Genomic DNA, 22,210 nt, shown 5'->3' with positions numbered 1-22,210 from the left:
CGGCTCACTTGCCGCTCTTCGGGCAGGGGCAGTCCCCGGTGTCGGCCTTGAAACCGGCCGCGGCTTCGGTCCGTGCCGCGGTGCGGATCCAGACCGAGGCGGCGGTGGCTACCGGCTTGTCCGTCAGCTGTGCGGTGGTCCCCGCGGCCACCGCCACCGCTGACGACGACGCTGAACTGGTTTCCAGGCACGACGGCGTGACGACCCAGTCCATGAATTGCCAGACCGCGGCAACCAGGGTCAGCAGCAGCAGGACCGTCGCGACCGCGTGGGCCACCAGGTAGTAGCAGTATCCGGTTGAGGTCGGTGGTGAACCGTCGCCAGCGGCAACCATTTTGAACGTCACCTGTCGCATCGAAGGCCCCTTTTCCCGGCCTGGCGGTGTCACCGCGCCACAACCGTTGCTCGACAGTTCTTCGGAGCACCGGGTCGATCGGATGGGCAACCGTGGATTCCAGGCAACTGCGGCACCGTGACCAGTTTGTTTGCCCCCTCCGGTGCTTCGGGGGTGGCCATCACGGCCCGGATGCGCTTCGCTATCGGTAGGCCGCTAACCAGGAGGGGACTGTGACGACGGGCAAGATTGATTTCAGTTCGGTCCGCTGGGGCTCGGTGGAGTGGACCAACCTCGTGACGCTGTATCTGCGTGCTCACGAAAGTCGTTCTCGGCATCCGATTCTGGGCGACCATGCCGCGGCGGAGGCCGTCGATCGGATCGACTACGACTTCAAACGCATACACCGGAACTCGTTGCCGGCGTCCAATCAGTACCTGGTCGCGCTGCGCGCCAAGCAGCTCGACGTGTGGTGTGCCGATTTCCTTTCGCACCACCCCGACGCGGTCGTCTTGCACCTGGGCTGTGGACTCGACGGCCGGTCCTTGCGCCTCGAGGTCCCGCCGGCCGTGCTGTGGTTCGACCTCGACCAGCCGAGCGTCATCGGGCTTCGCCAGCAGCTCTACGACGAAACCGAGCGCTACCAGATGATCGGCTCGTCGGTCACCGAGTTGAGTTGGCTCGATCAGATCCCCAGCGGCCACCCGACACTCGTCGTCGCCGAGGGCCTGCTGATGTACGTGGACGAGAGTGACGTCCGCGCCCTGTTCGCACGCGTGCTGGACCGATTCGCTTCTGGGGAGCTGCAATTCGACACCCTCTCGGCGCTGGCGCCGTTGCTCTCGAAGGTGCTCACCCGGGGCATCATCAAGTGGGGGATCGGCAACGCGCGCGACATCGAAACCTGGGATCCACGGTTGCGATTGGTCGAACAGACACCGGCACAGGCCGGCTACGAGAAGATCGACAGCACCGTCGTGCGGTGGATATACCGATTCGTCAATGCCTCGCCGTTCGGCCCCTATGACACGCTGAACCGGTTTACCTTCTAGGGCGCATAAGCGTGGCGAGCAACCCGCCAGAGCTAATACGAGTTCTTTGCTGCACAACTGCCAAGTCCGCACCACCTCGGGATTGCGTGGACGATTTCCAGTCGGTAACGTCGGTGCTCAGCAAACTCTGGCTTCGGGATCCAGGGGGTGGGCGCGAGCAGGAGGCATTCTGTGAAGAAATTGATCGCTGCAGGTATCTTGGTATTTTCGGCAACGATGACCATCGGGGTGGGTGTCAGCAACGCCGATGAGATCCTCGTTGAAGGCAACTATGCGACAGAGGCTGGGTGCATGGCGGACGGCCCGCATGTCGAGGTCGTCCATCCCGGCACCTGGACACACTTTTCGTGTGTCCAGCATTCCGATGGCCTTTGGTACCTCTACCTGAGCAACTGAGTCCGGCCGCCGCCGGCCGTCACAGATCGGTGGCGAGCCGCCGCAGAATGTCCGCGGTGGGTTCGGCGGTGGCGTGCCGGTACCCCGTGCCCGCCCACAGGTGGACGTAGTCGGGCTTGCCCGCCGCCGCGGCGGCTTTGCGCAGCGGACTGGTCAGGTGGTGGATTGCGGGGTAGCCGAACGGTGCTTGGTCCTCATGGTTGTCGATGAACGTGTTGCGCAGTCCGCGGGCGGGGCGTCCGGTGAAGGCATGGGTCAGCACCGTTTCGGTCCGAGCGGGATCGGTCAGGGCCGCCTGGTGGGTTGCCGACGCACCGCTTTCGGCGGCGCGCAGCAGAACGGTGCCGACGACGGCCGCGGCGGCCCCGGCCCGGATCACGTCGGCCACCGCTTCGGGTGTTGCCAGCCCACCGGCGGCCAGCACCGGCAGCGGCACCGTCGCGGTGACCTGTTTGACCAGGTCGACGATCGGGACCGGCTGCACCGGTCGCAGAGGTGTCAGGGTGCCGGAATGCCCGCCGGCGACGGCAGCCTGTACGGCCAGCATGTCCACGCCGGCGTCGCGGGCTTGCAGCGCCTCCTGCGCCGTCGTCACCGTTTGGACCACCACGGTCTTGGCCCGCTGCAGCGCGGCGATCACGTTGCCCGGCGGGATGCCGAACGTGAACGACACCATCGGCACCGGCTCATCGAGCAGCAGCGCGATCTTCTCGTCGAACCGATCGGTGTCCTCGATGGGGTCGGCAGGCAGAGCGAGGCCGAACTGCTCGGCCTCCTGCTGGATGATCGCTGCGTAGGCCCGGTAGCGGTCCGGGTCGACCGGCACCGGATTGGGTGCAAACAGGTTGATGCCGAACGGGATTCCTTCGGCACGCACGCTCTTGAGCTCGGCTTCGACGGCCTGCACCGTCTTATAGCCCGCGGCGAGCATGCCCAGTCCGCCTGCCCCGGTGGCCGCCGACACCATCGCCGGCGTGGTCGGGCCGCCCGACATCGGGGCGGCAACCAGAGGAATCGACATCTCGAACTGTGCCAACATGGGGCGCCCCTCCGGGTTCAGTGTTTCCCGAATCGAGCCTAGTCAGTGCGGGAACGTTCCATTCGGGTGCCGGACCTGACAGGATGCTTCACCGTGAAGCGGCCTAACTTTTTGGTGATCCTGGCAGACGACCTCGGGTTTTCCGACATCGGTGCGTTCGGCAGCGAAATCGAAACGCCCAACCTCGACCGTCTCGCGCACGCGGGCATCAGGCTCACCGATTTCCATTCGGCGCCGGCCTGCTCGCCGACCCGCGCGATGCTGATGACCGGAACCGACCACCACGTCGCCGGTATCGGCACGATGCTGGAAGTCGCGATCCCCGGATTTCAGGGCGCGCCCGGCTACGAGGGTTATCTCAACGACCGTGTCGTCGCGCTGCCGGAACTGTTGCGCGACGCCGGATATTTCACCCTGATGTCGGGCAAATGGCATCTGGGCCACACGATTAAAAGATCGCCGTGGGCGCGGGGTTTCGAGCGTTCGTTTGCGCTACTACCGGCGGGTGCCAGTCACTACGGCGGCGCGGCCGGCCGCGGATTCTCGCCGGTGCCAACGCTTTACACCGAGGACGACCAGTTCGTCACGGTGGGCGAAGACTTCTATTCGTCGGACTCCTACACCGACACCTTGCTCGGCTACTTCCGCGACCGCGGGTCCGATGACGACCGGCCGTTCTTCGCGTACCTCCCGTTTCAGGCGCCGCACTGGCCGCTGCAGGCCCCCGACGAGTCCGTTGCCAAATACCGCGGCCGTTACGACGCGGGCCCGGATGCGTTGCGCGAGGAGCGGTTGGCGGCGCTCAAGCGCCTCGGTCTGTGTGCGCCCGACGTCGAGCCGCACCCGGTCGTCGCCGACGGCGCCCCGGAGTGGGCCGACATGACGGACGAGGAGCGCGCGATTTCGGCCCGCGCGATGGAGGTCTACGCCGGCATGGTGGACCGAATGGACTGGAACATCGGCCGGGTGATCGACTACCTGGCCGAGACCGGCGAGCTGGACAACACCGTCGTGATGTTCATGTCCGACAACGGGGCCGAGGGCGCGATCGTCGAGGCGATGCCCCTGCGCGGACCGCAGATCGTTGCGCAGATCGAAAAGAACTGCGATAACAGCCTGGAGAACCTGGGCCGGCCGACGTCATTCATCTGGTACGGACCCCGCTGGGCCCAGGCGGCCACGGCGCCGTCGCGGTTGCACAAGGCCTTCACCACTGAGGGCGGTATCCGGGTGGTGGGTTTCGTCACCTGGCCGGGTTTCGCGCGCCAGGACGCGATCGGAACCGCATTCGCGACCGTCATGGACATCACGCCCACCGTGCTGGAACTGGCCGGTGTCGAACATCCCGGCACCTCCTACCGCGGCCGCGACGTCGAGGCGATGCTCGGCCGCTCGCTGGTGCCGTACCTGTCGTGCGACGCCGAGGCGGTCCACTCGGGTGAGACCGGCACCGGCTGGGAGTTGTTCGGCCGCCGCGCGATTCGTCAAGGCGACTGGAAAGCCCTCTATCTGCCCCCGCCATACGGGCCGGGCGCCTGGCAGCTCTATGACCTTTCCTGCGACCGGGGTGAGATCCATGACCTCGCGGCCGCCCATCCCGACAAACTCGCCGAGCTGCTGGCGTTGTGGGATCGCTATGTCGAGGAAAACGGGGTGCTCACGGAGCCGATTTCGGTGTACGACGTCGACCCGCAATTGCTTGGCTGACAACCACGTTGTGCAGCAACGGATCTCGGGGGAGCCGATGACTGAAACGACGACCTGCGCGGTGATCGGCGGTGGGCCGGCCGGAATGGTGCTCGGGCTGCTGCTGGCCCGGGCCGGCGTGGAGGTCACGCTGCTGGAAAAGCACGGTGACTTTCTCCGCGACTTTCGCGGGGACACGGTGCACCCGACCACGTTGCGCCTGCTGGACGAATTGGGTCTGTGGGAACGCTTCGCCGCCATTCCGCACAGCGAGGTGCACACCGCGAAGTTCGAATCGGACGGGCGATCGGTGACGTACGTCGACTTCAGTCGGCTGCGCCAACCCCACCCCTTTGTCGCGATGGTGCCGCAGTGGGATCTGCTCAACCTGCTCGCCGATGTCGCGCTGGAGGAACCGACCTTCACGCTGCGGATGAATACGGAGGCGACCGACCTGCTGCGAGAGGGTGCCACGGTCACCGGCGTGCGCTACGAAGGCCCGGACGGGCCCGGCGAGTTGAAGGCGGAGTTGACCGTAGCGTGCGACGGCCGGTGGTCGATGGCGCGCCGTGCGGCCGGCCTGCAGAGCCGCGAGTACCCGGTGAACTTCGACGTGTGGTGGTTCAAGTTGCCGTGCGACGGCCATCAGGAGTTCTCGTTTTTGCCGCGGGTGGGCCCGGGCAAGGTCCTCGGGGTGATTCCGCGGGAGGGCTACAACCAGATCGCGTACATCGGGGCCAAGGGCACGGACACGCAGCTGCGGGCGAAAGGCATCGAGGCGTTTCGCGACGACGTCGGCGCGCTGTTGCCGGAATCGACCGCGGCGGTCGCGACGCTGACGTCGATGGACGAGATCAAGCACCTCGATGTCCGGGTCGATCGCCTGCTCCGCTGGCACACCGATGGACTGCTGTGCATCGGCGACGCCGCACACGCGATGTCACCGCTTGGCGGTGTCGGCATCAACCTGGCGGTCCAGGATGCCGTGGCGGCCGCAACCATCTTGGCCGAGCCGCTGCGCCGGCACCGGGTCACCGATCGGGACCTGGCGGCCGTGCGCCGTCGCCGGCTGTTTCCCACCGCCGTCACCCAAGGCGTGCAACGGTTCCTGCAGCGCGGACTCGGGCCGCTGTTGCGTGGCGCGGACCCGACCCCGCCGGCGGCCGTCCTGGGCGTGCTGCAGCGACTGCCGTGGCTGTCCTTCATCCCCGCCTATTTCATCGGTGTCGGGGTCAGGCCCGAGCGCGCCCCGGCCTTCGCCCGGCGGTAGCGTCGGGCCCATGGCTGAACACCTGCGGATCGGCATCTTGGGTGCTGCCCGGATCGCGCCGATGGCGCTGATCAATCCCGCCAAGGACAACCCTGAGGTCGTGGTCGCCGCGGTGGCCGCACGCGACGGCGCGCGCGCTCGCGCGTTTGCCGCCAAGCACGGCATCGCCCGGGTGCACGATGACTACTCGTCGCTGATCGCCGATCCGGATCTCGATGCGATCTACAATCCGCTGCCAAACGGGTTGCACGGCAAGTGGACCCGAGCCGCACTGGCCGCCGGTAAACACGTGCTGTGTGAAAAACCGTTCACCGCCAACGCCGCCGAGGCCCGCGAGATCGCCGGGTTGGCCACGCAGTCGGATCGCGTCGTGATGGAAGCCTTCCACTATCGCTACCATCCGCAGACTCTGCGCGCCGAGGAGATCATCGCTTCGGGAGAACTGGGCAAGCTCACGCACGTCGAAGCCACGCTCTGTTTCCCGCTGCCGCGGTTCTCCGACATTCGGTACAACTACGCCCTGGCCGGCGGTGCGACGATGGATGCCGGCTGTTATCCGGTTCACATGGTTCGCACGTTCGGCGGTTCGACCCCGGAAGTCGTTTCGGCGCAAGCGAAGCTGCATAATCCTCAGATCGACCGGGCGATGACGGCAGAGCTGCGGTTCGCCGGCGGACACACCGGCCGGGTCCGGTGCTCGATGTGGTCGCGGCGGCTTTTCGATATCAGCGCCAAAGTGATCGGCGAACGCGGCCAGCTCCAACTGCTCAATCCCGCAATGCCGCAGATGTTCCATCGGCTCTCGGTTCGAACCGCGGACGACAACCGGGTGGAGAGCTTTCCGCGCCGCGCCTCCTACGCCTACCAGCTCGATGCGTTCGCCGCGGCGGTGCTTCGCGGCGAGCCCGTGAAAACCACCGCGCAGGACGCGATCGAGAACATGACCGTCATCGACAATATCTATCGCGCGGCGGGTCTGCCGCTTCGGGAACCGAGCTGAAACTCAAGGCTGGCGGCCGATTTCGGCCAGCAACCGATGTGCTGCCTCGACGCATGGGCGGACCCGGTCGATCGGGCTGACCCCGGCCAACGCCAACGACCGTCTGGGCACTTCGATCTCGAGCACGATATCGGACGCAAGCACGGACAGGAGGTCGATGAGCGGGAGTTCGCCTTCGCCGGGGACCATGCGCTCGAACATGGCTTCCTCCATGTAGTTGGCCAGGCGCGGCTGCAGGGTCGTGTCGTTGAGTTGGGCGTAACCGATGTATTCGGGGTCGACGGCCGCCAGATCTGCGGCGCCCGACCCGGAGCGCACCAGATGCATCGTGTCGATCAGCAATCGAAAGTCCGGTCGGCCGACGTATTCTCGTGCGGCCAGCGCGGTGGGCAGATCACCCACGGTCAGCCCGGGAACCGGCTCGACGACGGTCTGGATGCTGCGCTCGGCGGCGAGCTCGGTCAGAGCCGCGAACTGGTCGAAGGTGCGGTCGAGATCGGGATCCAGACTGACGACGTTGATTCGCGGCACACCCAGTTCGGCCAACACATCGAGATCTGCACTCAACAACCGGATTTCGGTGTCTGGCAGCACCAGGAAGCCATCGCCCAATGAGGCGGCCACGCCACGTTGGCGCATCCTCGCGAGCACGCCGCGTCGCAGCGCCGGGTCGTCTTTGAGGGAAAAGGGCGGATAGCCCAGCGGCACCAAGGGCGCGCCCCGCACCACCGCGGAGATGTAGCGGCAGCCGAGATCCGCGGCCAGATCGACGAACTCTATTGGCGGAAGGCCGAATCCATTGAGAAAGCCGATAGCCAGTTCGGTCATGCCGGACGGCCCGCCAATTGCGCCAATTGGGCGGCAGCCGCGGCCGTTTGGGTCGTCAGCGCGATCTGCCCGGAGCTGACCTGATCCTCGATCATCGGCGCCTCCAGGACCAGATCATCGCGGATGAAGGCGATGTGGGCGTGCAGATGCGCCGCCGTGAATGCCGCCCATGCCGTCTCCGACGCCGGGTCCATCGTCAGAATCACTTGGAAGAAGTCCGCTGTCAGTGGTTTGGGTGCGTCCACGTGAGTCAGCCCGAGTCGCATCGTTTCCGGTCCCAACGTATACCGCGTGGTCCGGGCGAGGTCGCAGGTGACCAGGACGCTGTCCGGCGGTGCCGGGGCCGCCGGATTGGTCGCGGGACACTTTTCGGGCGAGGTCGGCTGCGATTTCTCGACCGGCCGGACCGGCAACGGCGCAATCCGTGGAACGGGCGGGGGCACCGACACGGCGGTACTGGTCGACGTGGTGAGTGTCGCCGCATGCTGGGCCGAATGGCAGCCGCACGCGAGCGCGCCGACCAGAATGGCACTGGTCAGCCGAACGGTCGTCGTAGCAGGCATCGAACTCAAGCAAAGTAGGTCGAGCGCCCGTTGTCGCCCACTGCGGCACAATTCGCGTGAATCGTGATGACACCGTTGCGCTGGCGGCGTGCGCTTTACGGACACTACGAACATAGAGTATGGTCGTGCTGCACGTCAGCGAATGTTCACTTTAGATCCTTGCCACGAAAGCCTGTGTTCATGGCTCGATACCCGTCTGCGGCGGCAACAAGACGAAAGCCCAACCCCGCGGAGCGCCGCCGCGATCTGTGCGATGCGGCGATCGAGTTGTTGGCCGCCGACGGGGCCAAGGGCCTGAGCCATCTCAAGGTCGACCGCAAGGCCGCCGTTCCCGACGGCACCACCTCCTTCTACTTCCGGACCCGGTCCGCACTGCTGCGCGCGGTAGCCGAACGGCTGGCCGAGCTCGATCTGGAGCGGCTGCAGTCGATCGCGGACAGCGCCGGTAGCACGGGAGACAATCCCACGCCCTCGTTGTTGTCGCAGGTGGTGATTCAGGCCGGCACCGAGCCGCAGCTGTCGTGGACCAAGGCCCGCTACGAGCTGACAATGCAAGCGGCCCGGGATCCCGCGATGGCCGCGATCCTGCAGCGGGCCACCGACGCGTTCACCAAGCTGCACCGCGAGATCCTCGTGCAGCTGATGCCCCATGGGGCCGAACTGGAATCGGCGGTGGTCGAGGATCTGAGCAACGTCACGTTGACGTTCATCAACGGACTGCTGATGCGCGCCGCGCACGGCGACCGAATTGTCGACACCCCCGAGCAGCTCGACGCGATCCTGACGGCCATCGCGACCGGAATCCTGAAGAGTCCGCACCGGGGCGCCCTCACCGAGGCCGCCGATGTGCAACCGGGTCGCGGCCGCCGGGCCGCCGCCTCCAGCTGACCGCCACCTCCGGCTGACCGCCGGCAAAAGCACCACGCGCCGGGTCCCGGGCGTTTTGGGTCTTGCCACAGCATCCGCTATATGGTTCTCTACGAGAATAGAGTGAACCGGCGTTCACGGGCCGTCGGTGATCCCGCTATCAGCCGAGCCCGTGCGTTTGTCGAAACAAACGCATTTAAGCGGAGTGTACAAATTGCCCGACCCGGATCCGGCGCTGACCCACGGCCGGCTACAGCGATGTCTCGGGCATGTCGCTCCCTGTAATCGGAAGCGCTAGGAGGGATTTCGTGACAGCGAGCACCGAGAGCCATGTCAGCTTTGATCCATATGATGTCGAGCTGATTGCCGACCCATATCCGATGTTTAAGCGCTTGCGTGACGAGGCGCCGCTGTACTACAACTCCGAATATGACTTTTACGCGCTGAGCCGATTCGCCGATGTCAACAAGGGCATCATCGATCACGGCACCTACAGCTCTGCGCGGGGCGTCATCATGGAGCTGATCAAGGCCAACCTCGAGATTCCATCGGGGATGCTGATCTTCGAAGACCCGCCGATTCACGACGTGCACCGCAAGTTGCTGTCGCGGATGTTCACGCCGCGCAAGATCGCCGCGCTAGAGCCGATGATCCGCGACTTCTGCGCGCAATCGCTGGAGCCGTTGGTGGGTTCGGGCAGATTCGATTTCGTCACCGACCTGGGCGCGATCATGCCGATGAAGGTCATCAGTGCCCTGCTCGGGATTCCCGAAGAGGATCAGGAGTACATCCGCGATCGCGGAAACGCGCAGCTACGCACCGAGCCGGGCAAGCCGATGAGTGCCGCCGAGCATGGCTTGTCGGTGGGCGAGCAGTTCGAGGCCTACATCGACTGGCGTGCCGAGAACCCGTCCGACGACATCATGACCGAGCTGCTCAATGTCGAGTTCGTCGACGAGACCGGGACCACGCGGCGGCTGCGCCGCGAGGAGATTCTCGTTTATCTCAACGTGGTGGCCGGAGCGGGCAACGAGACCACAACCCGTCTGATCGGTTGGGCCGGAAAGGTTCTCGCGGAGCATCCAGACCAGCGCCGCGAACTCGTCGAAAATCCCGCGCTGATCCCGCAGGCGATCGAGGAGTTGCTTCGCTTCGAGCCGCCGGCGCCGCACATGGCGCGGTATGTGACCCGCGACGTCAGCCTCTACGACCGGACGGTGCCGGAAGGCAGCGTGATGCTGATGCTGATCGGTGCCGCCTGCCGCGACGAGCGCCAGTTCGGCCCCGATGCAGGAGAATTCAACATCCATCGCGCCCCCCGGCCCCACCTCACGTTCAGCGTCGGTGCCCACTTCTGCCTGGGCTCGGCACTGGCGCGACTGGAAGGTCGGGTCGCCCTGGAGGAAATCCTCAAGCGCTTCCCGGAGTGGGAGCCCGACATGGCCAACGCCACCCTCAGCCCGACGTCGTCGGTGCGGGGCTGGGAAACCCTGCCGACACTGGTGCCCTGATGGCCGGTCGCGTCGAGGGCAAAGTTGCCTTCATAAGCGGCGCAGCCCGCGGGCAGGGCCGTAGCCATGCGGTGCGCCTGGCAGAAGAGGGCGCCGACATCATCGCGGTCGACGTCTGCGGGCCGATCGACAACCTGGCCTACCCGCATTCGACCCCTGAGGATCTCGCCGAAACCGCAGATCTGGTCAAGAACCTCGACCGGCGCATCGTAACCACTCAGGTCGATGTCCGCGACTACGACGGCCTCAAGGCCGCAGTGGACAGCGGCGTCGAACAACTCGGCCGGCTCGACATCGTCGTCGCCAATGCGGGTATCGGGACCTTCGGCAACAAGTTGCACAAGATCCGCGAGGAGATCTGGCGCGACATGATCGACGTCAACTTGTCCGGCGTGTGGCACACCGTGAAAGTCGGTGTGCCGCATATCCTGGCCGGCGAGCGCGGCGGTTCGATCGTGCTGACCGGTTCGGTCGGATCCCACAAGGCGTTGGCCCACACCGGCCATTACATCGCCGCCAAGCACGGCGTCATCGGTCTGATGCGGGCCTTCGCCGTCGAGTTGGGCCAGCACAACATCCGGGTCAACTCGGTACATCCCAGCCAGGTCAACACGCCGATGACGATGAACGAGGTGACCTACAAGCTGTTTCGGCCTGACCTGGAGAACCCGGGACCGGACGACTTCGCACCGTTCTCGCAGATGATGCACACGATGCCGGTGCCCTGGGTGGAGGCCCGCGACATCAGCAACGCCGTCCTGTTTCTCGCTTCTGACGAATCACGTTATGTCACAGGCGTTTCGCTGCCCGTTGACGCGGGCGCATTACTCAAGTAAGCACTATTCAATTAAGCACGACGAAGTGGAGAAATCTCATGCCGGAATTCGACTACGAAAAGCTGAAGAAAGAAGCCGAGCAGTACATCAAGTTCGAGAAGGACAAGAAGAACCGGATCGCCTACATCACCTTTGACCGGCCGGACGCACAGAATGCCACCAGCCTGGGCATGCGGCAGAACTACGCCGACCTGATCCACAAGTGCAATGTCGACGACGACGTCAAGGTCGTCGTAATCCGAGGTGAGGGACAGGATTTCGGTAGTGGTGGCGACCTGCCCGAGCAGCGGCCGATGCTGGAGAATCCCGGCCTACCGCTGCACCACGAGCTCGCGATCAACGATGACGACGTCAAGTACCCGCCGGGTGGGTCGTACCGTTACCTGTCTACTGTGACCGACTTCTACGCGAAGGCGCGCGCCGGTAACCGGCCGCTGCAGGAGCTTCGGAAGATCAGCATCATCGAGGCCAAGGGCTACTGCTACGGCTGGCACTTCTACCAGGCCGGTGACGCAGACCTGGTGATCTCATCCGACGATGCCCTGTTCGGCCATCCGGCGTTCCGGTATGTGGGCTGGGGGCCCCGGCTGTGGTGGTGGGCCGAGACGATGGGACTACGCAAGTTCTCCGAGATGCTCTTCACCGGAAGGCCTTTCAGCGCGAAGGAAATGTACGAATGCGGCTTCGTCAACAGCGTGGTGCCGCGCGAGAAGCTGGAAGCCGAGACGCTCAAGTACGCAATGGCATGTTCGCGGTCGCGTCCAACCGACACGGTCGCGGTGCAGAAGACGTTCCTCGAGCTCTACAAGCAACACAAGGGCGAATACTTCGGCAGCCTGCTGACCGGCATGGTCGAGGGCATGTTGCCGATGATCAAGAACGACGCGGAAGAAGTCGACCTCACCGGTGGCACCTTCGAAAAGGGCCTCAACAACGTGGTCAAGGACAACGACATGAACTTCCCCCCGGAGTGGCGCCTCAGCCGTTCGGGCCGCGCGAAGCCCTGACCGCCTTGGGAGAGCTCGCATGTCGGCGCTGACGGGTTTCAGGGTCGTCGAGCTGGCGGGGTCGGTCGCAGGGGAGTACTGCGGAAAACTGCTGGCCGACTTCGGCGCCGAGGTGATCAAGGTCGAGGCGCCCGGGTGTGGCAGTTCCACCCGGGCGTTTTCTCCCATCCTGGGCGACGGGCCCGATGGCAGTGCGCTGTTCGCATACCTCAACACGAACAAGAACTCCGTCGAGCTTGATGCTCGCGACCCGCGGCTGCACGCATTGATGGCCGGCGCCGACGCGGTGATCGACGACGGCGCGACCACGGTGGCTTCCCGGCACCCGAATGTGATTTTCTGCTCGATCACGCCGTTCGGCCGGAACGCCGCGCCCGAGTATGCAAATGCGAAGAGCATCAACGTATTCCATGCCAGTGGGTGGGGATATCACACTCCCAGCCATCCGGACCCCGGTAAGCCGCCGCTGCGGGGACCGGGCCGCTTCATGGCCGACTACGAAGCCGGCCTCGAGGCGGCACTCTGCGTGGCCGCAACACTGTTCGGGCGGCTACACCACGGCCGGGGTGAGGCCATCGACATCTCCCAACATGCCGTGCTGGTCTCACGCGCCGATTGCATTCTGGGCCGCCTGATCACCGGCGAAGTCCCCGCCCTCGGCACCCGCGACGACTACGACCAGCAGGGCCCGGCGTCGTTCTTTGCCTGCGCCGATGGCTTCGTCTACTTGTACATGACCAGCGGCGCGCACTGGCTCGGTGTCAAAAAGCTGATGGGACAACCTGACTGGCTCGACGAATTCGACGACGACTGGCTCGAGTTCTCGGTCACCACGGAAAAGGTCAAGGCATTCCAGCAGGGCTTCGCGGAGTGGGTCCGCGATCTGCCCAAGGAGACGGCGGCCGACGAAGCTCAGCGCATGGGTGTGCCACTCGTCCCGGTCAACGACGCCGCCGATCTGCACGAGTCGCCGCAGTACCGGCACCGCGGCTTCTTTCGCAACGTCAGCCATCCCGTGCTGGGCGACGCCGCCTACCCCACGGTGCCCTACCTGCTGAGCGCATCGCCGGCTGAACTCACCGCTGCCGCACCGACTCTCGGTCAGCACACGGCCGCGATCTTGAGCGGCCTGGATAGGACGCGCACACCACCCACGGTGCGAGTACCTCAGCTGAAGCCGCCGAAGACCCCGCGGGGTGGGCCATTGGAGGGGGTGCGAGTCGTCGAGCTCACCAAGGTATGGGCGGGCCCCTACGCCGGCAAGCTGCTGGCGATGTTGGGCGCCGAGGTCATCAAGGTGGAAACGGCGGCCCTGCCCGAGGAGATGCGCGCCTACGGCGGCACCGACATCAACCACGCACCGTTCTTCCTGAGCATCAACCCCGAGATCCTCAGCGTGGACCTCGATATCAAATCGGCCGAAGGCATGGCGCGACTGCGTGGACTGATCGCGCGCAGTGACATCGTGATCAACAACCTGCGCCCGGGCGCGATGGAGCGCCAAGGCCTTGGCTATCCGGAGCTCACCGAGATCAAACCGGACATCATCTCGGTGTCGATCAAAATGTGGGGCAACGACGGGCCCCTCGGTCACCAGACCGGCTACGCGCCATGTTTCGCCGCCCTGGCCGGACTCGCACCGCTGGTCGGCTACCCCGGTGGGCCCCCGCTCGGAACGAGTATGCGGTACGGAGATTCCACGGTCGGCGCGGCGGCCGCCTACGCCGCTGTCGTTGCCCTGCTGCACCGCGAGCTCAGTGGCACAGGGCAATTCGTCGACATCTCGGCGGTCGAAACCCTCTCCTCGATGATCGGGGACTGCCTGCTCGAACAAAGCCTCACCGGACGCCGCCTCGGACCGGATGGTAATTATCACCCCGATATGTGTCCGCATGGGTGTTATCCCTGCGCGGATGGCGCCTGGGTCAGCGTGGCCGTCACAGGCGACGACGATTGGCGCCGGCTGTGCGACGTGCTCGATGCCCGCGCCCTGGCCGACGATCCCCGCTACGCCACATCGGACGGCCGGCGCGGACACGTCGAGGTGCTCGATGGTGACATTGCGGAGCTGACCCGCGACCTCGATGCCGACGACCTCGCGCACCGACTGCGGGCCGCGGGAGTGCCGGCCACCAAGAGCGCCACCGCGATCGACGTGATCGGCGATCAGCAGCTCTGGGATCGCGAGTTGTATCGCTTCGTCTCCGATCACCGCGAAGGCCAGCGCCCGATCGTAGGACCGGCATGGCGGATGGCGCGCGAGCCGGCGCGCATCGAGCGAGGCGCGCCCGACCTGGGCCAGGACACCGACTACGTTCTCCACGAAATACTGGCTGGGGCACCGACGTTGGGCGGGTTATGACTGGAACACTGGCACAGACCGCGGCACTGGTTACCGGTGCCAGCAGCGGCATCGGTGAAGCGACCGCTAAAGCGCTGGCTGCCGAGGGCGCCGCAGTGGCGCTGCTCGCGCGCCGCGCCGACCGGCTGGCCGAGCTGAAAGCCGAAATCGAATCGTCCGGCGGTACAGCGCTGGTCGTGCCGGCCGACGTCACCGATGCCGAACAAGTGGCCGCGGCCGTGCGGCAAACCGTCGCCGAGTTGGGACGGCTGGACATCCTGGTGAACAATGCCGGTTTGATGCAGTCGGCACCAGCAACCGAGGCGCCGTTGCAGGACTGGGACCAGATGGTGTCGGTCAACGTACAGGGCGTCCTTTACGCCACCAAGGTGGCACTGCCACATCTGATCGAGGCGGCCGCCGATTCGCGGCGCGGCGTGGCCGATCTGGTCACCATCAGTTCGACGGCGGGCTGGGTGGCCCGCCCCAATACCGCGGTCTATTCGTTGACCAAGTTCGGCGTCAACGCCTTCAGCGAGGGGCTGCGCCAAGAGGTACTCGGCAAGCGCGTCCGGGTCGGCGTCGTCGGTCCCGGTACGGTCGATACCGAGATCTTCAGCCATCTGGCCGAGGACTCACGGGAGGCGTTCGAACGCCAAACCGCCGGCATGGTCAGGATGCGGCCGGAGGACATCGCCGACGCGGTGCTGTTCATGGTGACCCGCGACCGCCGGGTGGCGGTCAACCAGATGCTGGTCCGTGCCGCCGAACAGACCTGGTAATCGGGTGGATTCGCGGTGGGTCGTCGGTGACCAGTCCGGGCTGACGTTTCCTGCCGACCCCGCGGCGTTGCGCGAATGCGGAGCCCGGTTTCTCACCGACGCGTTCCGGGCTTCCGGTGTGCTCGATGACGGCAATGCGGTCGTCGATGTCACGGCTTGCACCGAGATCGGCGGGGGCAGCACGGGCCGCAAGGTCATGCTGTCGATCGAATATGCCGACGAGGCAACCGGTTTGCACACCGATCTCTTCGTGAAATTCTCGCGTGATTTCGACAATCCGATCCGCGATCGCGGCAAGACGCAGATGGAGCCGGAGGTGCGATTCGCCTCGCTCTCGCGAACAGCGGGCTTTCCGATCGCGGTGCCCAGCGCACTCTTCGGGGACTATCACCGCGACAGTGGAACCGGAATACTGATCACCGAGCGAATCCGATTTGGCCACAACGGAATCGAGCGCCAGTATCATAAGTGCCTCGACTACGAGATGCCCGAACCCTTGGAACATTACCGAGCGCTGCTCACAGCGCTGGGCCGGCTGGCCGGAACGCACCGGTCCGGTCGACTACCCGCCGCGCAGTTTCCACTTGATGTGCAGGCCGCGACGGTGGGTGAGCGAGCGCCGCTGTCCATCGACAAGCTGGAACGGCGGCTGGACCAGCTGGGCGAATTCGCCGACACTCATCCCGGGCTACTGCCCGCGAATGTCCGCACGCCGGAATTCCTGGCACGGCTGCGCCACGACGTGCCCCGGGTCGCCCTTCTCGAACAGGCGGTCACCGCTCAGTTGGCCGATGATGCCGACTATGTTGCGCTGTGCCATTGGAATGCCAACATCGACAATGCGTGGTTTTGGCGCGACACCGGCGGCACGCTGCGCTGCGGTCTGATGGACTGGGGATGCGTCAGCCAAATGAACCTGGGCATGGCGATCTGGGGTGCGTTGTCCGCAGCGGAGACCGAGCTGTGGAACCGCCATCTCGATGAACTGTTGCGGTTGTTCGTGACCGAGGTCGCGCGTTGCGGCGGTCCCGACCTGGACCCCGAACGGCTTCGTCGGTACACCCTGCTCTATGCGGCGTCGATGGGAATTGCGTGGTTGTTGGACGTTCCGGTCCTGATACGCAAGCGATTCGGAGACGATGCGCCCGGCAGCCGGAAGGATCCGCGGATCCGAGAGGACGAAAGCGTGCGTGCGCCATTGCAGATGCTGTGCAACCTGCTAAGCGCCTGGGAGCGGTATCGGGTGGGGGAGATGCTCGATTAATGGCCAGCAGCATCGATCTGAGGGGCACTACGGATCGGTCGCGCGGCGCTTCCGGGACCAGGCTCGGTAGGCGATGTAGGTCATCAGCACTGTAAGGCCTCCGGTACTAATCAGGCCCAGCATCGTGCCGTGGGTGCAGGCATTCAGGACTAACAGCGCGAGGAAGAGCGCGGCCAGCCCTGTGTAAAACTGTGGGCTGTAGAGGGGCCGTGCCTTCTTCACGCGCGAAGTTTATGGTGATCACGCGGCAGCCGGTTGTCACCTGTTGCTCACGGGCGCTAAGGCGCATCGTCATCGCGGTCGATCAGCAGCTTCTCGGGGTGATGGAACGTATTGACGCGTGGCTGGCCATGATCGAGGTGCGGCGGCGGAATCCATTCGGTCTCACCCCGGGAGTTCTTGCGGGTGGTCCAGCCGCCGGGTTGCAGTAGGCGGTGTTGGGGGCCGCAGGCGAAGGTCAAGTCGTCGACGTCGGTGGTGTGGCACGTCACCCAATCGGTGACGTGATGCACTTCGCAGTAATAGCCGGGGACGGTGCAGCCCGGCGCCGAGCACCCGCGATCCTTGGCGTACAGGATAATTCGTTGCGCCGGCGACGCCAGTCGTTTGGTGCTATACAACGCTAAGGCTTTGCCCTTATCGAAGATTGCCAAGTAATGACGCGCATGACGCGCCAACCGGATCACGTCGCTCATCGGGAGGATGGTGCCACCGCCGGTGAGGCCGCGCCCGGCGGCGACCTCCAGCTCGGCCAGTGTCGTAGTGACGATAATCGAGGTAGGCAGCCCGTTGTGCTGTCCTAGCTCCCCCGAGGCGAGCAAACCTCTCAGCGCCGCGTTCAGCGCGTCGTGTTGGCGTTGCGCGGCATTGCGCGAATCGCGCTCGATGGACTGCTCGCTGGGACTTCCGTCCACACATGGGCTTTCATCGTCGGGATTACACATACCCGGAGCGCCCAGCTTGGCCCAGACCGCTTCCAGCGTCGCGCGTGCCTCGGGAGTCAACCATCCGTGAAACTCCGACATACCGTCGCAACCCTGATTACCGAGCCTCAATCCACGACGACGTGATCGGTCATCGTCGGAGTAAATCCCATCGGGGTTGAGGCAGTCCGCCATGATGGCGGCCAGGTCCGCGATTTGTTCGGGCCGGAAGTGGGTGCCCTCGAAGGCTAGTTTGGCTTCGGCCTGCTCGCGGGTGCCGGCATCAATCCAGCCGGGCAGCTGGTGATAGAACTTTCGGATCGCGGCCACCTGCCCCGGCCCCAGCGTGCCCTGGCGCTGCTCAGCGGCCGTCGCCGCCAAGACCGGCGAAATCAGTTCACCGGTTATTCCGCAGCGCGGCCCCAGATCGGCGGCCTCGCGGATGCGCCGGGCCGCCTCGGCGCGGCTGATCAACGTCGCTTCGGCAATCGCATGCGACAGTTTGCCGCCGATCTCCTGCGGCGTGGCCTGGCGGGCCAGGCCATTGATCAATGGGTGCTCAACCGCCGGCAGCCGACGACGAATCTTTTCGCACCGCAACAACAACGCTAATTGCTCACGGGTGAGTAACGCATCGCAGTCTTGTGTCATCAATTCGTCCAAAGCGCCGTCGATGGTGTCGAAAGCCGCCGACAAGGCCTCCCGATCGATACTCACAACTCAAATGCTATGAAGACCCACCGACAAAAATTGGTAATTTGTTACCACTGAAACAGTAGTGGCACAAGGGATTCCAAGCACGGACCGTCAGTCCACGCGTGCGCAGCCGCCAGCACGTCGCCGACGTAGATGCCACACACGGCACGGCTTTCGCCAGGGAAAAAAGCACAGTGGGACAAGGGATTCCAAGCATGGACCGTCAGTCCGCGCGTGCGCAGCCGCCAGCACGTCGCCGACGTAGATGCCACAGATTACGAAACCGCACGCCTAACTCTCAAGCCACGACGGACTGTGCGTCAGCACGTCGACACCGACCTCGGTGATGTGAACGGTGTCGCGGCGAAACACCGCCCCAACGCCTTGCTGCCACACATAACCAGTGATCGCCAGCACCATGCCGGCCTCGAGTTGGTCGTCTTCCCCGGCGGCCACCAGCGTCTCGGATACCACTGGGGGATCGAAACCCAGACCCAATCCATGTGCGATCGGCATCGGCGGTATCGGCTCACCGGCCGCCTCGTAGGCGGCCAGCAGCTCGCGGATGGACACACCCGGGCGACAGGCGGCAAGCATATTGTCGTACAACGTATTCGACCGTTCGAAAAGCGCACGAGCATCAAAATCGCCCACCTGCCAGGTGCGGCCTACCTCGGCGACATAGCCGTTGGCCAGGGCGCCGGCGGCGAACGCGACAAGATCACCCGGCTGCGCCGAAGCCTGGCCGCGATGCCACGGCCGTTCCCGCGAGGTCACCCATGCCGCGTCCTGGGTAGCCGGCGTGGAGACCCCGCCCGCGGCCATCGCCTCCATCATCACCCCGGCCAGCGTCTGTTCCGACACACCCGGCGCCAGTTGGCTTACGGCAGTGGCGAGTCCGTGCTCGGCGATCCGCAGTGCGCTATCCATCGTCGCGATCTCGTCGGCTGTCTTGATGCGCCGCGCCGCGCGCATGGCGGGCTCGGCATCGACGAGTTCCGCGTTCGGGAACGCGTCGGGCAGCAACGCGGCGAAAGTCGGTGTGATCGCGTCAGTTCCGACCCGCCGCGCGGCATCGGCCCCGTCGACCTTCTTGAGCACGTCGATGAGCGTCATCGGGTTCCAGGCCAGCCCGTACAGGTGATCGTGGTCGATCTCCTCGGGTACGCCCTCATCGTCGGTGCTGTTGAGGTAGATGTCTCCGGTGGAGCGCACCAATACGCACATGGGGCCGAACGGCCGCGTCCCGGCGATCCAAAGCTGGGGCGCGCCAGTCACATAGCGGATGTTGGCCTGCCGGCCCAGCACCAGGATGTCGAGGCCGTGTTTGTCCATCTCGGCCAGGGCCCGATCCCGCCTGCCGATGCGCAGCGCCCGGCTGTCGGGCAGAACCTCAGTCGCCATAGGGCGTATAGGGGTAGTCGGTAATCGGCGCGTAGCCGTCCTCGGTGATCACCACGATCTCCTCACTGCGATAGCCTCCCGTTCCGTCTTCCCACATGACCGGTTCGAGAACCAGAACCATGCCCGGCGGAAAGACGAAGTTGTCGTCGAATTCCTCGCCGAGATCAGTTCCGATCATCGGCGCTTCGGCCGGGTAGGTGCCGATGCCGTGGCCCAGATAGAAATGCGGCAGCCACGGTTTGCGGCCCCCGTTGGCCGCGATCGCCGCGCGTGCCAAATCACCCGACGTCGCACCGGCTTTGGTCACCGCGAGCACCGCGTCAAGGACGGCCCGCCATTGCCGGAATTGATCCTGCTGCGCACGGGTCGGTTCCTGACCGACCACCCACGTACGGCCGAAGTCTGAACAGTAGCCGTGGTAGGTGATGCTGATATCGGTCCACAACACATCGCCGGCGGCCAGTTCGCGGTCGGTCGGCAGTAGCGGCAGCGCCAGATCGCCATGCGTGGTCCAGACACCGGCTTCCCGTGAACTCGGCATCACCTGCCAGATCGCCTCGAGCATGTTGGTGGTGGCCCCGAGCTCGAATGCGCGGCGCACGAAGGTGGCCGAGAGATCGATCTGCCGCACGCCCGGCACCAGGGCCTTCTGCACGTCGACAATGGCATCTTCGGTGATGCGGGCCGCCCTGCGCAGACAGGACAGCTCGTCGCGGGTCTTCACCAGTTGCGCGGTGCCGATCACGATCGCGGCATCTGCCGGCGGTCCCGCCGGAAAGAGTTCAGCCGCCGCTCGCCGCATTGCTCCGGTGAGCTCGTCGACGGCGATATGCGCTCCCGGCGGGATCAAACCAGCCAGCTGCCGTACGAATTCCTTTACACCGTGGTCGAATTCGAGGTAGGCGGGACCGTGCAGATGGTCGTCGGGCACCGGCGCCTCCGCCGATGATCCGCTGCGCAACGGCATGAACAGGTGCGGATGCTCGTCGTCGGCGAGCACGACCGCGACCGGGCGCTCCACATGCGAGAGGCCGGCGTCCAGCAGCGGCCAGCTGGCTCCCGTCGCGTAACCGACGTAGCCGTTCATCAGCAGGATCAGCGCGTCGACCCCGTGCTCGGCCATCGCGGAGCGCAGTCGGGCACCGACCTCGGTGCGCATGCGGGCCCAGTCCGGCTCAGCCGGGGCGTCGAGGACCGAGCGTCGGGCAGACAGTGTGTTCGTCATGCCGGAATCCCCAGGAATGTCTTGATGTTGCCGCCGACGACACGCACGGCGTCCTCGGGTCCTACGGCGTCGACCACAGCGGCCAGCGAGCGCTCAGAATAGCCGAAAGTGCTTTCGTTGTGCGGATAGTCGGACGACCACATCACCTTGTCGATGCCGATCTCGTCGATCTGTCGCAGACCAAGTCCGTCGACCATGAACGAGGCGCACATGTGTGTGTCCCAGTAATAGCGGATGCCGTGCTCAGGCTGGTGCCGCAGCATGTGCTGATAGGAGGCCAGCACGTGCTCGGCGTCCTGTAGAGCGGTTGGTACCCAGGCTATTCCGCCCTCGAACCAGCCGATGCGCAGGCGTCGGTGCCGGTCCAGGATGCCGCCGAAGATGTACTTGGAGAACATCTCCCGGAACGAGTCGATGTTGACCATCATGGCCACCGCAACGCTGTTGACCTCGCTGGGAAACTTCGGCTGACTCTCGCCGATGTGGTGCGTGAGGGGCAGGCCGGCTTCTTCGATCTCGTCCCAGACCCCACTCATCGCTGTGCTGGAGTAGTCGATGGGCTGCCCGTTTTCGTCGTTGCCCGGGCTGATCGGCATCAGAAATGTCTTCAGCCCCAACGATTTCAGTTCTGTCAACGTCCGACGGGCCCCGCGCGGATCCCACCAATTGATCAGCCCGACCCCGTAGCAATGGCCATCAGAGCGCTCCTGGACCCCGGCGATGTGTTCGTTGTAGACGCGGAAGATGCGCTCGCGGATCTCGTGGTTCGGGTGGTGGAACAGCGCCAGCACCGCGTTGGGGAAGGCCAGTTCCTTATCGACGCCGTCCTCGGCGAGCTCGCGAATCCTGGCTTCGACGTTGTTGGTGGCCGCGCCGGCGAGGTCGTCGTATTGCATCAGCACCGCGCTGAAATCGCCCACCACCATGGACTGTCCGGGCCGGCCAAGCAGATACGCGCCATCCTCGTACCAGATCCGCGGCGCCTGGTCCTTCAGATCGTCGGGAAACTGTTCGTAGAAGATGTCGTCGGCCACCGAGATGTGGTTGTCGGCGGAGAACACCTCGGTGCCGGCCGGCAGGCCGGTGCGAAATTCCGCGGCCCGGCCGTGCCGGTGCTTGGGCGCGCCGATCATGCCTTCGGGGTAGAGGGTGTGGGTTGCGCTGGACATCATCGTCCCTTCGTTGC

21 protein-coding genes are annotated in these 22,210 nt (G+C 65.2%); 12 read left to right on the top strand and 9 right to left on the bottom strand.

Annotated elements, in window-relative coordinates; genetic code table 11:
- Nucleotides 1-4 precede the first annotated feature (4 nt).
- On the bottom strand, nucleotides 5-355 hold the full coding sequence (locus AC5Y5O_RS11760) for a hypothetical protein (RefSeq protein ID WP_133160859.1): 351 nt from the start codon (nucleotides 353-355) through the stop codon (nucleotides 5-7).
- A 212-nt stretch (nucleotides 356-567) separates the two neighbouring features.
- Between AC5Y5O_RS11760 and AC5Y5O_RS11755 the strand changes: the two genes are divergently transcribed.
- Nucleotides 568-1,386, top strand: a complete 819-nt coding sequence (locus tag AC5Y5O_RS11755) for a class I SAM-dependent methyltransferase (RefSeq protein WP_096287604.1) — start codon at nucleotides 568-570, stop codon at nucleotides 1,384-1,386.
- A 171-nt stretch (nucleotides 1,387-1,557) separates the two neighbouring features.
- Nucleotides 1,558-1,782 carry a hypothetical protein gene (locus tag AC5Y5O_RS11750; protein ID WP_500025284.1) on the top strand — a complete coding sequence of 75 codons (225 nt, stop codon included), beginning with the start codon at nucleotides 1,558-1,560 and terminating at the stop codon, nucleotides 1,780-1,782.
- 19 nt (nucleotides 1,783-1,801) lie between these two features.
- Here AC5Y5O_RS11750 and AC5Y5O_RS11745 read toward each other — a convergent pair whose 3' ends face one another.
- Nucleotides 1,802-2,821 (bottom strand): nitronate monooxygenase, encoded by a 1,020-nt coding sequence (locus AC5Y5O_RS11745; protein WP_500025281.1) that lies wholly within the window; start codon nucleotides 2,819-2,821, stop codon nucleotides 1,802-1,804.
- 93 nt (nucleotides 2,822-2,914) lie between these two features.
- Here AC5Y5O_RS11745 and AC5Y5O_RS11740 point away from each other — a divergent pair, with 93 nt between their 5' ends.
- Genes AC5Y5O_RS11740 through AC5Y5O_RS11730 form a run of 3 tightly spaced genes read left to right on the top strand, consistent with a single transcriptional unit; the run spans nucleotide 2,915 to nucleotide 6,777 of the window.
- Nucleotides 2,915-4,528: an arylsulfatase gene (locus AC5Y5O_RS11740; protein WP_500025279.1), complete on the top strand. Its 1,614-nt coding sequence runs from the start codon at nucleotides 2,915-2,917 to the stop codon at nucleotides 4,526-4,528.
- Nucleotides 4,529-4,565: 37 nt separating this feature from the next.
- Nucleotides 4,566-5,777, top strand: a complete 1,212-nt coding sequence (locus AC5Y5O_RS11735; RefSeq protein WP_500025277.1) for an FAD-dependent oxidoreductase — start codon at nucleotides 4,566-4,568, stop codon at nucleotides 5,775-5,777.
- 10 nt (nucleotides 5,778-5,787) lie between these two features.
- Nucleotides 5,788-6,777, top strand: a complete 990-nt coding sequence (locus AC5Y5O_RS11730; protein WP_096287608.1) for a Gfo/Idh/MocA family protein — start codon at nucleotides 5,788-5,790, stop codon at nucleotides 6,775-6,777.
- Between the two features lie 3 nt (nucleotides 6,778-6,780).
- Here the strand turns inward: AC5Y5O_RS11730 and AC5Y5O_RS11725 are convergent, their stop codons facing one another.
- Entirely contained in the window at nucleotides 6,781-7,605 is an 825-nt protein-coding gene (locus AC5Y5O_RS11725; RefSeq protein WP_500025270.1) for a sugar phosphate isomerase/epimerase family protein, read from the bottom strand.
- Entirely contained in the window at nucleotides 7,602-8,168 is a 567-nt protein-coding gene (locus AC5Y5O_RS11720) for a SecDF P1 head subdomain-containing protein (protein ID WP_500025267.1), read from the bottom strand. The genes AC5Y5O_RS11725 and AC5Y5O_RS11720 overlap by 4 nt, the downstream gene beginning before the upstream one ends.
- Before the next feature lie 180 nt (nucleotides 8,169-8,348).
- Between AC5Y5O_RS11720 and AC5Y5O_RS11715 the strand changes: the two genes are divergently transcribed.
- The 7 genes from AC5Y5O_RS11715 to AC5Y5O_RS11685 all read left to right on the top strand — a co-directional run bounded on the left by AC5Y5O_RS11715 (nucleotide 8,349) and on the right by AC5Y5O_RS11685 (nucleotide 16,776).
- Entirely contained in the window at nucleotides 8,349-9,056 is a 708-nt protein-coding gene (locus AC5Y5O_RS11715; protein WP_096291127.1) for a TetR/AcrR family transcriptional regulator, read from the top strand.
- Nucleotides 9,057-9,343: 287 nt separating this feature from the next.
- Nucleotides 9,344-10,546, top strand: a complete 1,203-nt coding sequence (locus tag AC5Y5O_RS11710; protein ID WP_096287614.1) for a cytochrome P450 — start codon at nucleotides 9,344-9,346, stop codon at nucleotides 10,544-10,546.
- Entirely contained in the window at nucleotides 10,546-11,382 is an 837-nt protein-coding gene (locus AC5Y5O_RS11705; protein ID WP_096287616.1) for a mycofactocin-coupled SDR family oxidoreductase, read from the top strand. The genes AC5Y5O_RS11710 and AC5Y5O_RS11705 overlap by 1 nt, the downstream gene beginning before the upstream one ends.
- 38 nt (nucleotides 11,383-11,420) lie before the next feature.
- The gene (locus AC5Y5O_RS11700) at nucleotides 11,421-12,389 is read left to right on the top strand and encodes an enoyl-CoA hydratase/isomerase family protein (RefSeq protein ID WP_096287618.1); all 969 of its coding nucleotides are present in this window, start codon (nucleotides 11,421-11,423) and stop codon (nucleotides 12,387-12,389) included.
- A 19-nt stretch (nucleotides 12,390-12,408) separates the two neighbouring features.
- The gene (locus tag AC5Y5O_RS11695; RefSeq protein ID WP_500025262.1) at nucleotides 12,409-14,751 is read left to right on the top strand and encodes a CaiB/BaiF CoA transferase family protein; all 2,343 of its coding nucleotides are present in this window, start codon (nucleotides 12,409-12,411) and stop codon (nucleotides 14,749-14,751) included.
- A complete protein-coding gene (locus AC5Y5O_RS11690; RefSeq protein ID WP_500025260.1) occupies nucleotides 14,748-15,512 on the top strand; it encodes an SDR family NAD(P)-dependent oxidoreductase in 765 nt (254 codons plus the stop codon). The genes AC5Y5O_RS11695 and AC5Y5O_RS11690 overlap by 4 nt, the downstream gene beginning before the upstream one ends.
- A gap of 4 nt (nucleotides 15,513-15,516) precedes the next feature.
- Nucleotides 15,517-16,776, top strand: a complete 1,260-nt coding sequence (locus tag AC5Y5O_RS11685) for a hypothetical protein (RefSeq protein WP_096287624.1) — start codon at nucleotides 15,517-15,519, stop codon at nucleotides 16,774-16,776.
- 27 nt (nucleotides 16,777-16,803) lie between these two features.
- Here the strand turns inward: AC5Y5O_RS11685 and AC5Y5O_RS11680 are convergent, their stop codons facing one another.
- The 5 genes from AC5Y5O_RS11680 to AC5Y5O_RS11660 all read right to left on the bottom strand — a co-directional run bounded on the left by AC5Y5O_RS11680 (nucleotide 16,804) and on the right by AC5Y5O_RS11660 (nucleotide 22,193).
- On the bottom strand, nucleotides 16,804-16,998 hold the full coding sequence (locus AC5Y5O_RS11680) for a hypothetical protein (protein WP_096287626.1): 195 nt from the start codon (nucleotides 16,996-16,998) through the stop codon (nucleotides 16,804-16,806).
- Nucleotides 16,999-17,054: 56 nt separating this feature from the next.
- Entirely contained in the window at nucleotides 17,055-18,416 is a 1,362-nt protein-coding gene (locus AC5Y5O_RS11675; protein ID WP_243394025.1) for an HNH endonuclease signature motif containing protein, read from the bottom strand.
- A gap of 270 nt (nucleotides 18,417-18,686) precedes the next feature.
- Nucleotides 18,687-19,799 (bottom strand): M24 family metallopeptidase, encoded by a 1,113-nt coding sequence (locus AC5Y5O_RS11670; protein ID WP_096287628.1) that lies wholly within the window; start codon nucleotides 19,797-19,799, stop codon nucleotides 18,687-18,689.
- Nucleotides 19,789-21,024, bottom strand: a complete 1,236-nt coding sequence (locus tag AC5Y5O_RS11665; protein WP_500025256.1) for a M24 family metallopeptidase — start codon at nucleotides 21,022-21,024, stop codon at nucleotides 19,789-19,791. Before AC5Y5O_RS11665 ends, AC5Y5O_RS11670 begins: the two co-directional genes overlap by 11 nt.
- Nucleotides 21,021-22,193 (bottom strand): amidohydrolase family protein, encoded by a 1,173-nt coding sequence (locus AC5Y5O_RS11660; RefSeq protein WP_165796403.1) that lies wholly within the window; start codon nucleotides 22,191-22,193, stop codon nucleotides 21,021-21,023. Before AC5Y5O_RS11660 ends, AC5Y5O_RS11665 begins: the two co-directional genes overlap by 4 nt.
- Nucleotides 22,194-22,210: the final 17 nt, after the last annotated feature.

This window comes from Mycobacterium sp. NGS40, assembly GCF_059812735.1.
Note: the sequence above shows the minus strand (reverse complement) of the source record. Positions and strands in the feature narration are given on the sequence as shown.

Excerpts from the sequence above, each read along its gene's own strand:
- AC5Y5O_RS11715 (WP_096291127.1), top strand. The coding sequence starts at position 8,349 with ATGGCTCGATACCCGTCTGCGGCGGCAACAAGACGAAAGCCCAACCCC.
- AC5Y5O_RS11690 (WP_500025260.1), top strand. The coding sequence starts at position 14,748 with ATGACTGGAACACTGGCACAGACCGCGGCACTGGTTACCGGTGCCAGC.
- AC5Y5O_RS11720 (WP_500025267.1), bottom strand. The coding sequence starts at position 8,168 with ATGCCTGCTACGACGACCGTTCGGCTGACCAGTGCCATTCTGGTCGGC.
- AC5Y5O_RS11660 (WP_165796403.1), bottom strand. The coding sequence starts at position 22,193 with ATGTCCAGCGCAACCCACACCCTCTACCCCGAAGGCATGATCGGCGCG.
- AC5Y5O_RS11745 (WP_500025281.1), bottom strand. The coding sequence starts at position 2,821 with ATGTTGGCACAGTTCGAGATGTCGATTCCTCTGGTTGCCGCCCCGATG.
- AC5Y5O_RS11760 (WP_133160859.1), bottom strand. The coding sequence starts at position 355 with ATGCGACAGGTGACGTTCAAAATGGTTGCCGCTGGCGACGGTTCACCA.
- AC5Y5O_RS11705 (WP_096287616.1), top strand. The coding sequence starts at position 10,546 with ATGGCCGGTCGCGTCGAGGGCAAAGTTGCCTTCATAAGCGGCGCAGCC.
- AC5Y5O_RS11735 (WP_500025277.1), top strand. The coding sequence starts at position 4,566 with ATGACTGAAACGACGACCTGCGCGGTGATCGGCGGTGGGCCGGCCGGA.
- AC5Y5O_RS11695 (WP_500025262.1), top strand. The coding sequence starts at position 12,409 with ATGTCGGCGCTGACGGGTTTCAGGGTCGTCGAGCTGGCGGGGTCGGTC.
- AC5Y5O_RS11665 (WP_500025256.1), bottom strand. The coding sequence starts at position 21,024 with ATGACGAACACACTGTCTGCCCGACGCTCGGTCCTCGACGCCCCGGCT.
- AC5Y5O_RS11670 (WP_096287628.1), bottom strand. The coding sequence starts at position 19,799 with ATGGCGACTGAGGTTCTGCCCGACAGCCGGGCGCTGCGCATCGGCAGG.
- AC5Y5O_RS11725 (WP_500025270.1), bottom strand. The coding sequence starts at position 7,605 with ATGACCGAACTGGCTATCGGCTTTCTCAATGGATTCGGCCTTCCGCCA.
- AC5Y5O_RS11700 (WP_096287618.1), top strand. The coding sequence starts at position 11,421 with ATGCCGGAATTCGACTACGAAAAGCTGAAGAAAGAAGCCGAGCAGTAC.
- AC5Y5O_RS11730 (WP_096287608.1), top strand. The coding sequence starts at position 5,788 with ATGGCTGAACACCTGCGGATCGGCATCTTGGGTGCTGCCCGGATCGCG.